The organism is Fulvivirga sp. (genome assembly GCF_040220315.1).
GTDB lineage: Bacteria > Bacteroidota > Bacteroidia > Cytophagales > Cyclobacteriaceae > Fulvivirga.
This window is the reverse complement of the sequence record NZ_JAVJUY010000087.1, coordinates 1-13,957: the sequence shown is the minus strand read 5'-3', so window position 1 is coordinate 13,957 and position 13,957 is coordinate 1. Positions and strand designations below refer to the sequence as shown.

The 13,957-nt window shown below is 36.8% G+C and carries 15 protein-coding genes and 1 tRNA gene; 4 read left to right on the top strand and 12 right to left on the bottom strand.

From position 1 onward, the window contains the following. The 3 genes from RLO81_RS03905 to RLO81_RS03895 all read right to left on the bottom strand — a co-directional run. A partial coding sequence (locus tag RLO81_RS03905) for an RMD1 family protein (RefSeq protein WP_350107518.1) occupies positions 1-754 on the bottom strand: 754 nt, incomplete at its 3' end. A 60-nt stretch (positions 755-814) separates the two neighbouring features. Next, positions 815-1,639: a universal stress protein gene (locus RLO81_RS03900; protein WP_350107515.1), complete on the bottom strand. Its 825-nt coding sequence runs from the start codon at positions 1,637-1,639 to the stop codon at positions 815-817. Positions 1,640-1,654: 15 nt separating this feature from the next. Next, positions 1,655-1,843, bottom strand: coding sequence for a hypothetical protein (locus tag RLO81_RS03895; protein ID WP_350107512.1), 189 nt, complete (start codon positions 1,841-1,843; stop codon positions 1,655-1,657). A gap of 295 nt (positions 1,844-2,138) precedes the next feature. Between RLO81_RS03895 and RLO81_RS03890 the strand changes: the two genes are divergently transcribed. Both RLO81_RS03890 and RLO81_RS03885 read left to right on the top strand, forming a co-directional pair. Then, positions 2,139-2,576 (top strand): Hsp20/alpha crystallin family protein, encoded by a 438-nt coding sequence (locus RLO81_RS03890; RefSeq protein WP_350107510.1) that lies wholly within the window; start codon positions 2,139-2,141, stop codon positions 2,574-2,576. A 103-nt stretch (positions 2,577-2,679) separates the two neighbouring features. Beyond that, positions 2,680-3,510 carry a universal stress protein gene (locus RLO81_RS03885; RefSeq protein WP_350107508.1) on the top strand — a complete coding sequence of 277 codons (831 nt, stop codon included), beginning with the start codon at positions 2,680-2,682 and terminating at the stop codon, positions 3,508-3,510. A 53-nt stretch (positions 3,511-3,563) separates the two neighbouring features. Here RLO81_RS03885 and RLO81_RS03880 read toward each other — a convergent pair whose 3' ends face one another. From RLO81_RS03880 to RLO81_RS03860, 5 genes are all read right to left on the bottom strand, one after another. Beyond that, positions 3,564-3,860, bottom strand: coding sequence for a hypothetical protein (locus RLO81_RS03880; RefSeq protein WP_350107505.1), 297 nt, complete (start codon positions 3,858-3,860; stop codon positions 3,564-3,566). A 114-nt stretch (positions 3,861-3,974) separates the two neighbouring features. After that, positions 3,975-4,047: transfer RNA gene (locus tag RLO81_RS03875), tRNA-Thr, on the bottom strand. A gap of 128 nt (positions 4,048-4,175) precedes the next feature. Beyond that, on the bottom strand, positions 4,176-6,221 hold the full coding sequence (locus RLO81_RS03870) for a DUF349 domain-containing protein (RefSeq protein ID WP_350107502.1): 2,046 nt from the start codon (positions 6,219-6,221) through the stop codon (positions 4,176-4,178). Between the two features lie 46 nt (positions 6,222-6,267). After that, positions 6,268-6,843 (bottom strand): YqgE/AlgH family protein, encoded by a 576-nt coding sequence (locus RLO81_RS03865; RefSeq protein WP_350107499.1) that lies wholly within the window; start codon positions 6,841-6,843, stop codon positions 6,268-6,270. Further along, positions 6,843-7,427, bottom strand: a complete 585-nt coding sequence (locus RLO81_RS03860; RefSeq protein WP_350107496.1) for a MiaE family protein — start codon at positions 7,425-7,427, stop codon at positions 6,843-6,845. The genes RLO81_RS03865 and RLO81_RS03860 overlap by 1 nt, the downstream gene beginning before the upstream one ends. Positions 7,428-7,503: 76 nt before the next feature. Between RLO81_RS03860 and pdxH the strand changes: the two genes are divergently transcribed. Further along, positions 7,504-8,145, top strand: a complete 642-nt coding sequence (gene pdxH / locus RLO81_RS03855) for a pyridoxamine 5'-phosphate oxidase (protein WP_350107493.1) — start codon at positions 7,504-7,506, stop codon at positions 8,143-8,145. Further along, positions 8,142-9,380: a glycosyltransferase family 2 protein gene (locus tag RLO81_RS03850; protein ID WP_350107490.1), complete on the top strand. Its 1,239-nt coding sequence runs from the start codon at positions 8,142-8,144 to the stop codon at positions 9,378-9,380. Before pdxH ends, RLO81_RS03850 begins: the two co-directional genes overlap by 4 nt. Here the strand turns inward: RLO81_RS03850 and RLO81_RS03845 are convergent. From RLO81_RS03845 to RLO81_RS03830, 4 genes are all read right to left on the bottom strand, one after another. Further along, positions 9,377-10,072, bottom strand: a complete 696-nt coding sequence (locus tag RLO81_RS03845; protein WP_350107487.1) for a response regulator transcription factor — start codon at positions 10,070-10,072, stop codon at positions 9,377-9,379. The two genes, RLO81_RS03850 and RLO81_RS03845, sit on opposite strands and share 4 nt — an antisense overlap. After that, positions 10,062-11,048: a glycosyltransferase family protein gene (locus RLO81_RS03840; protein WP_350107485.1), complete on the bottom strand. Its 987-nt coding sequence runs from the start codon at positions 11,046-11,048 to the stop codon at positions 10,062-10,064. Before RLO81_RS03840 ends, RLO81_RS03845 begins: the two co-directional genes overlap by 11 nt. Then, positions 11,045-11,908: a UDP-2,3-diacylglucosamine diphosphatase gene (locus RLO81_RS03835; protein ID WP_350107482.1), complete on the bottom strand. Its 864-nt coding sequence runs from the start codon at positions 11,906-11,908 to the stop codon at positions 11,045-11,047. Before RLO81_RS03835 ends, RLO81_RS03840 begins: the two co-directional genes overlap by 4 nt. 193 nt (positions 11,909-12,101) lie before the next feature. Continuing rightward, a partial coding sequence (locus RLO81_RS03830) for an FtsX-like permease family protein (RefSeq protein WP_350107479.1) occupies positions 12,102-13,957 on the bottom strand: 1,856 nt, incomplete at its 5' end.

Below are 13,957 nucleotides of genomic sequence, written 5' to 3'. Positions count from 1 at the left end.
TGTGGTGATTGAATGTGGTGAAAATGCTCAAATTATCTTCAATTATTTTAATCGTATTTTCAATTGAGCGATAACGGGGTGTCAGTTCAAAATATAATGTTAAACTTTTGTGCAGATTATTAATATACTCATCTTCCCAGGTTTTATCTGGGGTATCTATGATGTAGAGGTTCTCAGCTATATTATTTTTGGTAGATAAGGTCTTGCCGATAAATTTTAATGCATTTTTCTGACTGATTTCTATTGTGCCCCGCTGTTCCATGGAATTAGTGTGCTTTCTGATTTCACCCAACAATTGTTCCGTTTCAAAATTGTATTTATCAAGTGTAACCGACTGTGATAAATTGAGCATAATAATCTTATTTACATCATTATTAAACTGATTGATTGTTAGTTTGCTAAATGAAACCGACAGCTCTTCCCTTGAGCTTAATTTTACATGCAAAATATCATCGTAGAATACAGGATTAAACTTTTGGCAATATTTCTTTATGCGCTCAATAAACCGGATTTCATCACTCTTTTCATAATTTAAAAACACAATAGTACCGTGGCTAAGTATGTACAGGTACTTATACATATTTTCCTGATAATACAATTCTGTACTTGATGAAAATATCAGTTTTGACGTATTATCTAACTTAAATGATTTGATATCAATGTGGTCAGCGATAGAATATGCCCGATAAAATAGTGCTTTTTCAATAGGCGCAGCTTCGACTGATTCGATGATAGGATTGTTTGCTATGGTCATGTTACATTTAAATACTAGTCTGACGTTGGTTCTACCTAAAAGTCACATAACTACATGTAACTATACGCCTACTGGTAAACTTAAAATTGAGCAATTAGTGCTTGCTACCACCTGAGAGGTGATACTACTTCCTGAATAAGTTCTTCTTGTTTTTCCGTGTGTGTTCATGATGATTAAATCCAGTTTTAGATCTTCGCAAAGGTGTTTTATGCCACTGCCAAACTGATAATCATTATATAATAATGAGGCAGGTGGTGTGTCATAGTGTTTTTTATAACGATCCATGCGCTGCATTGCTGTTCTGGTATCAAAAAATACCGAAGGCGTGTTAATGCAGGCAAGTGTCAGGTCTATTTTTAATTTGGTAATAAAACTGTTAATCCACGGTTCATTAATGACGTATTCATCACTGAAATCAGAAAGAAGTGCTGCCTTTTTAAGCGTATTAATTGGTCTTTTAAGAATTAGAACAGGTGTTTCAGAAGTGTCAACTAAGTGCTTGGCAAAACTATTGTACTTCTTTGCAAGCGTATCATTGCTGGATTTATAGCCTAGAACAATTAAATCAAAATTATATTTAGAGGCATAGTCTTTCACGAAATCCAGGCTCGATTCATTTCTAATTAAGGACTCGCTACTTAATTCAGCATTTCGTGCTTCATTGTTAAGCTCATTAAGTTTAACCAGAGCCATTTCATGAGTGTGAGTGATATCCGGGTACTTCTTTTTTCGCTGCTCTGGTTTTAATTGATCATAGTCTTGAGGAAAGCTCATAAGGTGTAAAAAAGTAATACTGGCTTTTACCAATTTGCATATTTCAATAGCAAGTTTTGCAGCCTCATTGGCCGAATCAGAGAAATCAGTAGGCAGCAGTATTTTAATCACTTGTTTTGGATTTTGTTAAACACCTTTTACTTTTCTTTTCATTTTCTTATTCGCGACAGTAGTTTTCAACTGATCACTTTTTTTCTTTACTAGCCAGGTGTCATCAAAAATACCTCTGCCTAATAAATGTGAACTGTCGAATAAACTACCGTACCTGGAACCAAATCTATGGAATGGCCCAGAATGTATTTCTAATAGTTTCATAGTTGTTGTTCTTATGTTTAGCTAAATATAAATACATCCTAAAAGTTAACTGCTGACTCCTATCATTGGTATTATTGACAATTGTCAAGTTCTATGAACCATTATGCATGACAGTCACATAGAGCCATGACTTTATTATGTGGCACGGGTACCAGTGGCTCATCCACTTAAGTATAGATTACTTTCGAAGGTTGATGAGAATCAGGGCATGGTGTGATGGACATCATACCCTTTTAACGGCAATTCCAGTTACTTTATAGTCAAGAATTATTCATCACTTTAAACAGGAGTAATTATGAAAACAATTAAAAAACAAGCGGTGCTTCCTAGTGTAAGCACGCTTTTCAATGATTTCTTCGAAAACGATCGAATGATGAACCTCGACTGGGCAAATGGCTGGACCAAAATGCCATCTGCTAATGTGCTTGAAGACGAAAAGGAATTCAAGATTGAACTTGCCGCTCCAGGCATGAAAAAGAATGATTTCAAAGTTGATATCATAAATAATCAGTTAACCATTAGCAGTGAATTAACAGATGATAAAGAGATCAACGAAGAAAATTATACTCGTAAAGAGTTTAATTACAATTCATTCTCAAGAACCTTTATTCTACCAGATACTGTAGATATTTCAAAAATTGAAGCTACCTACAAAGACGGTATTTTAAGGTTGGATTTACCAAAAAAACCAGAACTTGCTAAATCTTATAAAAAAGAAATAGCCGTTCATTAAACAATAAGGGCAGGCACTTTGGGCTTGAGTTTCAACCTTTTTTAGTTGCAGAAAAAACTAGAAAACCTGACTTAGAGGGCCTGCTTTTTAAAACCCTACTGCCATGATAAAAAGAATAATAGTTCCAACAGATTTCTCAGAATGTGCGACCAATGCTATAAGATATGCAGCCAGGATGGCTAAAGACATCAAGGCTGAGGAATTGGTAATACTTCATGCATTTAGCATACCTATTGCACATGGCGAAGCCGCAATGACTATAGGCATTGATGTTATATCTAAAGAACAGGATGATTTAATAGAACGCCAATTTGAAGATATGATTCGTAAAATAGATGAGTTAAAAGAGGTAAACTACTCCTATTCTTGCAAGCACGGCTTCATTGAAAACCTATTGCAATTGGAATGCAATGAAAGAGACATTGATCTGATCATTATGGGAACCAAAGGTGCGCATACTTTTAGCGAGGCGGTACTGGGCACGAATGCATTCTATATTGTGAAAGACTCTAAATACCCAATCTTAATTCTGCCTGAGAATCAAAAGTATACATCGCTGCAACACATTGCTCTGGCTAGTGACTATAAGTATTTTGAGCCTGAAATTATGAAACCACTACGAGACATTTGCACCTTATTTAAAAGCCAGGTTCACATAGTACATATTAGTGAAAAAGAGGCGCTTAAAGAAGATGAGACTACTTCTGCCAAACGATTTGAGCAGTATTTTAAAAATATACCACATCACTTCCACTTCATTCTAGATCATGATGTGGAGCATGGATTGCAAGAATACATTAAGAAACATACTATTCAGCTCTTAGCAGTGGTTCCCAGAAAGCACAATTTATACGAACGAATATTTGGTAAAAGCGAAACCAAAAAACTGATCTTTCATTCTGAGTTGCCTATTTTGGCATTGCCTAGCGAATAATTTGATCATAGTTAATTAATAAATGTTGTATTGTGGGCGATTAAGGGTACCAACTACCTTTTGGCACCCATTACAACTTCATATTTTACAACTGCAGCATTCGGCCAATTGATGATGTCGATGATCTGAGATAACTCAAAATTTTCATTGAACTTACTCACAGCATCCTGATAATACACATCGATAATTTCATCCTTATCGGCATCTTTTCTTTGGAGTAAATCAGCTTCAATATCATTTTCAGCTGTAATACTGATAGATAGAATTCCTGGTTTGATTTCTTTGGTGGTGTATTTCATAGAATCAGAATTTGTCATGTCGTAACGAAGTGCAGACATCTTTGCCATCATGTAAATGATCTTTACTTTCTAATTGGCATAGATTTCTTCTTTTCACTACAAAATGACCAGGTTAGTTGGGCCTTTCAGAAACAAAAAACCCTGACGATAATGTCAGGGCTTTTGAGCCTCCTATCGGGATCGAACCAATGACCTACTGATTACAATTCAGTTGCTCTACCAGCTGAGCTAAGGAGGCGTTTGCCTTTCAAGTCAGTTTCCGCCAGTTGGCGGATGACTAAGGAGGCGTTCCTTAGTGCTTCATTTCAGAAGCGAGTGCAATTCTAATACTCTTCGGTTTTAAAACCAAACATCTTTGAAAAAAAATTAAGAGTATTCTCTTACAATTCTTAGTTGGCTTTTTAATCCTTTTAACTCCTTGGCTGCAGCATCTATTTTTGTCTCAAATTCACCTTTTAATTTATCGGCAGTTTTTGAGTTGGCGAAGAATTCCATATTGTTTTTCCAAACGGCAATATCATTCTCCAATTGCCCTATTTGCTTTCTAATAGTTTGCTCTTTACGGTATATTTTATCACTAGCATTCGGGCTCGATTTCAACTTGTTGATCTGGTTCTCAATCCTTATTTTTTGCCTTTCTTCATTTGTAATGCCTTCAATACTATTGATAAACTTATCAACAGCTTCAGACCATTTACTTTTTATCTTTGAAATCGCACCTTTGGGAACAAAACCAATATCATTGTACTGATCTTGCAATTGTCTGAATTTTTCAAGATCAGAAGATTTGTTTTCTGCGAGCTTCACTATTTCTTCACAGATAGCTTCTTTCTTTTTTAGATTTTCAGAAAAGTCTTTTTCTGCTTCACCCAATTGGGCTCTTTTCTGATCGAAAAAGTAATCACATGCTTCTTTGAACTCCCGATAAACCGACTCCCTGAATTTTTCAGGTACTGGTCCAATATCACGCCATTCAGTTTGAAGCTTCTTAAGCTCATTGGCAGTTTTTTGCCATTCTGTACTATCTTTAAGCTCTTTCGCCTTCTCCAGAAGTACTCTCTTCTTCTCCAGATTGCCTTCACGCATTGAGTCCAGCTTCTTAAAAAACTGACCTTTATTGTTAAAAAAAGTTTTAAACGAAGACCAAAAGGCCTTGTTCACTTCTTTCGCCTTAGCCCGTGGTAAACCTCCAGTTGCCTCCCACTTTTTCTGTATTTCCTGGAGTTCCTTGGTTTTCTTGTTCCAATCTTTAATTCGATCTGAATCAAATTGTGTGAATTCTTGTGCTTGTTTAGCCAGCTCCTCTTTAACGACTAAATTAGCTTCTAATTCCTCTTTTAGACCATCTATAAAGTCTTTTCTCCTGTCATAAACTGCATCGGATGCCGCTTTAAAACGCTGCCAAAGTGGTTCACGCTCTTCATTAGGCACTGGGCCGATGTGTTTGAACTCATGGTGTAAGTCGTTCAGGTCTTTAATAGCCTGGTTCACATTCTCTTCTTGAGAAAGTGCCTCTGCTTTTTCACAAAGTTCTAGTTTCGACTCTAGATTTTTCTTTCTGTCTAATTCTTTTAATTCGAAGTAGATATGCCTGTTGTCAAAAAATCTATCTACTAGTGCGTTGTAATTTGCCCAAAGTGTTTTAGCGTAAGCACCAGGTACTGGTCCAACTTCTTTCCACTCTGTTTGTATGGCCTTAAATGCGTTGAATTCAATATTTGTTTCCTCAGAATCAACAAACTCCCTCAGTTTTTCTAAGATCTCTTGTTTTTTCTTGAGGTTGGCATCTTTTCGGTTTTCCTGATCTTTGACATATTGAATTTTGTGATCCCTAATTAGCTTATAATTCGCTTCAAACCGATCGGTTAATTCATCATTTTTAAAATCAAAATCTCCTTCTTCGCCACCTTCAGCTATAAATTTATCTAAAGCAGCCTGTCGTTCCTTATCTTTAATTTCATCGAAATAAGGCTTAATCTCACGTGCTTTACGCTCTGCCTTAATGAAATTAGCACTTTGAGAAAGCTCGCGAATAGCAGCTACCAGTTCTTCCTTGTTCAGGTTGCTATAGTCAACATCTTCGTGTTCTTCTTCCTCTTCCTCGTCTTCCTCAGATTTTTCAGGTAGATCTTCTTCAGAGGTTAACTCTACCTCTTTTTTTGATTTTGAACCTTTCTGATTTGCTGCAGGTTCTTCTTTTGGTGCGTTTTTTTCTTCAGTAGAATCTTTAGATTCACTTACTTCAGGGGTATTTGAAGCTACTTCACTTACCTCATCTGCCTCACTTTTTGATGCCTCTACGTTTTCTGCTTCTGTAGCTTCACTCTTAAGTTCTTCACCATTTTCAGGTGTAACAGATGGTATTTCTTTAGCTTCTCCTTCCTGTTCCTGTAATTCCTTCTCGTTGTCCATCATATACCGATTACGTCTTCATAAAGCGTAAAATTAGTAAATTCATTCAATTTAGTCTTGGGTCAATGGGATAATTTGAATAGACGTTATATCGTCCGCCTAAACCTTTTAATACGCGCTTCCATAAAGCCTCCGAATCATGGTCAAACACGAGCGTACTTGTGGCATTAGGAGTCACTATCCATGAATTAGCGTCCAGTTCTTCCTGTAATTGACCAGATGACCAACCCGAATAACCAACGAAGAATTTAAAATCTTCTGCTTTTATTTTTTTTGTATCTATTAAAATCAATAATTGTTCAAAGTTGCCACCCCAAAAAAGACCGTTGCCCAAATCTACTCCGCCTTCTAAATATTCTGCTTTATGAATGAAGTGTAAAGTGTCCTGCTGTACAGGGCCGCCAATGTGCACTGGCTCCGGAAAATCGTTTACATCTTCGATAATATCCTCCAAGTTAACAGCACTCGGCTTGTTTAAAATAAACCCAAAAGAACCTTCGTCATTATGTTCACACATAAGAACTACAGTGCGCTCAAAATTAGGGTCGGGCAGGAAAGGTTCTGAAATTAACAGCTTTCCCTTTTCCGGTTTTAGGTCGTTTTTAAATTTAAAAAAATCCATCAATGCAATGCTGCTTTAATTGGTTGCTTGCTGAGTATTTCAGCTTCTATTTTATTTAACTCTTTCAATCTATTATAAACAATATCTTCATCAAAATAATTTAGGGCCATTTTAACGAAGATATTTCCATGTTTTGCTTCACTTGCCCAGAGATTGTGATAAAACTTCTTTAAATCGCCTTCAGGGAGGTTCTCATACACTAATCTAAACCGCTCAGCTCCCCTACATTCTACGATGGATGCAAGTAAAAGTCTATCAAGAAACCGATTTTCTACGTCTGACCTGCAATTGTCAACCAGTTCTTTCACATACATGTCCTGCCCCATTTTAGCGGGCAAGCGTACTCCGCGCTTTTCCATTATTTCATAAACCTGCTGAAAATGTTCGAGTTCTTCGACAGCTGTCTCTATTAATTCAGGGATAATCTCCACCCGATCTGGAAACTTAGCTACAAAGCTCATGGCCATCGCGGAGGCTTTACGCTCACAATCGGCATGGTCTTGAAGGAATGTGTCAAAATCGTTCATTACAGCATCTATCCACTGCTGAGAACTAGCACTTTCTAACTCAATACTCAATTTCATACTTCAATTAACCGCAAAAGATTTATTTATTAAAAATCATCGGGTGATTAATCTCTAAACAATTTATTTTTGGCCTATGAACAAAGATATTTCTTCAATCAGAAAGGATTACACCAAGCTGTCGTTAGATGTAAATGATGTAGATAAAAATCCGATAAATACATTCAACAAATGGTTTGATGAGGCATTAAAGTCTGAAGTGCTCGAGCCAAACGCAATGAGCCTGGCTACAGTTGATAAAAATGGCATCCCTGCTAATCGAATTGTGCTTTTAAAAGAGGTAGACAAGGGTTTTGTGTTTTACACGAACTATCAGAGTGATAAAGGCAGAGAACTTGAGCATAATCCAGTGGCTTCGATTAACTTCTTCTGGCCAGAATTAGAACGACAGGTTCGAATTCAAGGGTATGTAGAAAAAGTGAGTGAAGAAATGTCTACCAAATATTTCCAAAGCAGACCTAAGGAAAGCCAGATTGGCGCCTGGACATCTCCGCAGAGTAGTGCAATAAAGAATAGAGCCATTTTAGAACAGCGAGAAGCAGAATTAATTAAGAAATTTGAAAAAGACAGCGTTTTACCAAAACCAAAACAATGGGGAGGTTACAGGGTAAATCCTTTTCATATTGAGTTCTGGCAAGGAAGACCAAGCAGATTACATGACAGAATTTCGTACACATTGATTGACAACAAGTGGAAGATCAATAGGCTGGCACCTTGAGTAGTGTATATTTTCAACGTTACGCTTACAAAAATCAAATATTAGTAGATAAGCCATCTGATAACCTCGGCATAGTTATTACCATTCCTTGTTTTAACGAGCCTAATCTGATTGAAAGCCTCGCAAGCATTGCTTATTGCCATCCTGGTCGCGTTGATGTAGAGGTAATCATTGTGATTAACCACAGTGAAGATGATTCTGAAGATATAAAACAATTTAACCAAAAGACTTTTGAAAAGGCACAGCAGTTCGCCACAACTTATAACACTAATCATATAAAATTTTACCCAATATTAGAAGTTCTTCCACCAAAACATGCTGGTGTAGGTTTGGCTCGAAAAATAGCGATGGATGAGGCTGCTTATAGACTAACAAGCATAGATAAGTTGGATGGAATTATTGTATGTTATGATGCTGATAGTCAATGCGATGATAACTATTTGTTAGAGTTAGAAAGATACTTTGACCAGCATAAAAATTGCCCGGGTTGTAGTATCTATTTTGAGCATCCGTTGGAAGGAGAATTTGAAGATGAGGTGTATGAAGCCATTATTGATTATGAGCTTTTTTTAAGGTATTATGTGCATGCCTTACGATATGCAGGCTTTCCATTTGCACACCAAACCATTGGTTCTTCAATGGCGGTACGCAACGCTGAGTATCAAAAGCAAGGTGGAATGAACAGACGAAAAGCAGGAGAAGATTTCTATTTCTTACACAAGATAATTCCACTGGGCAATTTTGGTGAGTTGAATACCACTCGCATTATTCCTTCTCCACGTAAAAGTGATCGGGTACCTTTTGGTACGGGCAAGGCAGTGAATGATTGGTTGAATAAAGGAAATTTAGAAACTTATAACTTCAAAATCTTTGATGATTTGAAAGAATTTTACACCAAATTAAATTTGGTTGTAGATTATAACTCACTATTAAACAGTTGGTTAGATGAAATACCCGAACTACTCATTGAATTTGGAAAAACAATTGAGTTAACAGAGCATGTAGTTCGTATCAAAAGAAATTCTTCCAATTTAAACTCCTTTAGATCGAACTTTCATCGTTGGTTTGATGGGTTTATGGTCTTAAAGTTCGTCCACTTTGCGCGTGATAATTACTATCCTAACTACCCTATTTCAGAAGCAGCCGTTGCTTTGTTTAAAGCATTGGAGTGGGAACTAGAGGATAGTAATAAAGACTACCTGCTTTCACTACGCGCAATTGACAGAAGTTCTTAACCTACTTTTTCTAGCTTATACTTCCCCTCCCGCACCTGCTTAATCAATTCTGTGCCAAGCTTTTCTGCAACATTCATCAAATAAGTGTCTAGCGTTTTTGCCAGCAAATACACATCGGGTCCCCAAATGTTATTGAGTAAATTATCCCTTGAAATGATTTTTTTAGGATTTTGAGCAAAGAAATAAATAATTTCAAATTCAGATTCTGACAAGACAATTTCTTTACCCTTGTAAGCCACTGATCTGTTTTTTCTGTTAATTGTAAGATCCCCGAGATGAATTTCCTTTACGCATTTACGGATAATCAGCTTCCTTTTAAGAACTGTACTTATTTTATGGGTCAGAGCTCTGAGTCCGGTAATCTTTTGTATAAAATCATCACCCCCGGTTTCTAACGCTTCATTTTGCAGCTCTTTGTCTGACTTAGCAGTAAGAAAAAATATATAAGTATTATTAAACTCAGAGCTTTCTCGAAGTTGCCTGCATACTTCAATGCCATTTATTTTTGGCATCATAATATCCAGAATGATAAGATCTGGCTGGAAGCTCTTAGCGGCAGTTAAACTATCTGTACTCTTACTAACTGTTTCGATCTCATAGCCTTCCTTTTCTAAGTTGTAGGCAAGAAGTTCAAGTATGTCTTTATCATCATCAATAATGAGTATTTTATTCTTTTTAGTCTCAGAGTTCATTAGCCACTATTTTGTCTACAATTGCCTGGGTTTCGTCTTGATAGTTTACTTCGATGTTTTGTTCAGAATCTATCCAGTTTTGAATTTTCATCACTGATTTTTTACCAAGTTTTTTAGCAACAGGAATTCCCATTTTTTTTAAAGCTTCAGCATTACATTGCTGCTCATACTGGCCTTTCATGGGTATCACCATCAATTTCTTTTTTAGAAAGAGTGCCTCTGATGGCGTTTCAAAACCTGCACCGCAAAGTACTCCAATGGAACTTGTAAGCGAATTCACAAAGCGCTCATTGTTAATGGGCTCAATGCTTACATTCTCATGCCAGTGGCTTGATTTAGTGTGTTTTGAAAATACCTTCCAATCCACTCCCTTTACCTGGCTTAGCACTTTAATGATTTTTTCATCTGAATAGGCTGGTAGATAGACGGTGTAATGCCCATTTTTAGTTAATTCTTTTTGGCGGATAGAATTCCTAACGATTGGTGTATAGATGTTCTCATCGAAAGAATTGAAATGAAAGCCATAATGCTTTGTAGCCGGAGCATAGTTTTTAAGGATGGATTGCCCCACAATATCCAATGATTTAGGCTTGGGACATTTGTTAGAAAGTAAAGCACTCTGATGGCTTAATGCAATGACTTTTTTGCCTTTTAGTTTAGCTGACCAGGCAGATATAGGTTCAAAATCATTGATAATCAGATCATATTGTTCAATAGGCAGGTCATGAACTTCTTTCCAAATTCGTCTACTGCTATTTTCATTGAAGGTTTTACCTATATCTATCCCTCCTTTCTTTCCAAAGAAGAAGCTCAGCCCTTTCGATTTGTATTTGATTGAATAAGGCAAAACAATGTCAGCCTGCGCACCACTTACCATATAATCAACCTGACCATGCTTTTCCAATGCCGGTGCAACATCCATGGCCCTACTCATGTGGCCATTACCAGTGCCTTGTATTGCGTAGAGGATTTTCATTTTTTTGAAACTGTTAAAAATTCTGTGACCATGTCCTGAAACAAATCGTTATTAGATCGATATTTCTCCTTCACTTTACCATTCGATTTTTTGATTTGTTTAGCCAACTCGTCTGTTCTAAAATCATAGATTGACCATTGACCATCATTATACTCCAGAGCAGTCATATTTTCGACCCAATCACCACTATTTAGGTAAGTTACTTTTCCATTGGAAGTGCTTATCTCCCTATGTTGTGGTTGATGGATATGCCCGCAAATCACATAATCGTATTTATTATCGATAGCAATATCTGCGGCAGTGGTTTCAAAGTCATCAATGAACTTAACTGCGGTTTTTACGCTGTCTTTAATACGCTTTGATAGCGATATTTTACCTCTACCCATTGAACGAAGACAGAAATTCACGAACGTATTGAGGATGATTAAGGAATCATAACCCACAGCCCCTAGCTTAGCCAACCACTTGGAATATTGCATGGTAACATCAAATACATCACCATGAAAGAACCATGCTTTTTTGCCATTTAGTTTAAGAACCAGCTTGTTCTCTATGCGAAACGAGCCAAGCTTAAACCCAACAAATCGTCTGAGCATTTCATCGTGATTACCTGTGATGTACACTACTTCAGTCTTATGGCTGAGTACGCTGGTGATATACTTAATAATTTGCATGTGTGATGACGGCCAATAGCGCTTACTGAACTGCCACATGTCAATAATATCACCGTTAAGAACGAGTTTTTTTGGATTTATAGTTTTGAGATATTGCAGTAGTTCTTCTGCCTGACAGCCATATGTGCCAAGGTGCACATCAGAGATCACTACTACTTCTACATCTCTTCTTAATTCCTTTTTCATAGGTATAAACAAAAAAAGATACCTCGCCTGATTATCTTATAACTTATGTTAAAATCAAACGGGTATCTATTAACCATACAATGCAAATGTATCGTCTAGTTTTTACCTCATAATATCCAAACTATTAACTGTCAATTATCAATCGGTATTGCACGATTAACCTACTATGAAGAATGTTACGCGATTGTTAGTATTACTCATATCTTAGGCTTTCAACAGGATTTACATTGTTTAACTTGAGCAGATGGTAGCTTACTGTAAAAAGCATCACAACTAACAATATGCCTGCTGGAATAATGAAATAAATGATATTAAGATCAATTTTATTAGTATAGTCTTCCAGCCATTTAGTACTTATTAACATGGCAAGTGGAATGGCAAATATTGACGCCATTATGAATAATTTAAAAATTGGGGTAAAATTCACCTTAAATAAGGATACTGTAGACGCTCCGAGTGTCTTTCTTATACCTACTTCTTTGGTCTTACGCTCCATATTAAAAAACGACAGACCAAATAATCCCATTCCAGCTAGTAGAATTGAAACTCCTGTAAAGCTTATAATGATGTTGGCAAGAAACGACTCGTAGCGATACTCTTCTGCAAATTTTTCATCTAAAAAGGCATATTCAAAATTTACACTTCCAAATGCAGCGTTATAAAGTTTGTTTATATCTGTGATTAACTGGTTAGTTCTAGCCAGCCCCTGATTACCCAAATTATATTGAATAGTAAAGTACTGTGGGTTATTCTCAAAAATAAAAATGGCCGGCCTACTTTCCATTAGCAGAGATGTATGCTGATAATTTTTAATTACGCCAATAATCTCAAACTCATCTTTACCATCGTTGGTCACCTTCATGCCAATGGCCTGCTCTAACGACTCGATTTCTAATGGATTAAGTGCACTTTCGTTAATAACTGCTTTTTTCTCATTACTAAAATCATTAATGGATGTGCTACCAAGGAGCACCTCTGGCTGATAAATTTCAACGTATTCTTCATCAATATAGGTCACATTGATGCCATACTCTCCTACTCTTTCTGCGGGCTTGTCAACTCTACGCATGCTGTTAGTAGCCCAATTAAAGCCATGTGCAGGAACACTGCCCGAGGCAGACACATTTTGCACTGCGGCTAAACTTTCAAGAGAATTACGAAATGTGATGGCTTTCTCAAGATAATTATCAACTTGTTCTTTGGGTTTGTTTACAATAATTTTCTGGTCAATATTTATTCCCAGATTATAGTTTTGGAAGTAACGAATTTGTTCATAGATAACATAGGTGGTGATCATCAGTATCAGCGAGACGGCAAATTGTATTCCTACACTAACATTGCGATAGAACTTACCATTGCCATTATCGGACACTTTACCCTTCATTACCTTTATCACGGAAAAGTTGGAAATAACCAAAGCCGGCTGAAATGTCGACCACAGCAAGGCTATTGCAATAGGAATCAGACTCAAATAAACTGACGAGTCTGATGCAAAAACAGAGGATTCGAATGCTTCACCTATACCGTTGATCAACCATGGCTGTATAATTTGAATGATGGTAACAGCAAATGCCAATGCCAACAGATTAAGTGCCATTGATTCTAGCGCAAACTGAGCTGTTAACGCCCCACGCGTAGCCCCTAGATTTTTACGAATACCAACTTCTTTGGCACGTTTTATCCCTTTAGCTGTAGATAGGTTCACATAATTTATGGCAGCCAAAAAAACGATAATTGCCGCTATCAACTGTAAGAAATCTAGAATTCTTTGATCCCTGGTTGGTGATATCTCATTTAAAATTCCTGTAGTAGTGTGAATAGATGCGATAGGCTGAGCAATAAGCTCCAACCCTGCTCTTTTTCTATTTTCTTCACCAATATGCTTATCTAAAAATTGCTTGGAGTCAGTTGAACTGAACTGTGTATCATCATTCAATTCAACATAGGTATAAAATTCCCCCCAACCCCAGTTATCAAAAGTTGCCCAGAAGTTATTACTACCTTCTAATGATTTCATAGAAAGTACCGCATCTACCAAGAGATGTGAAG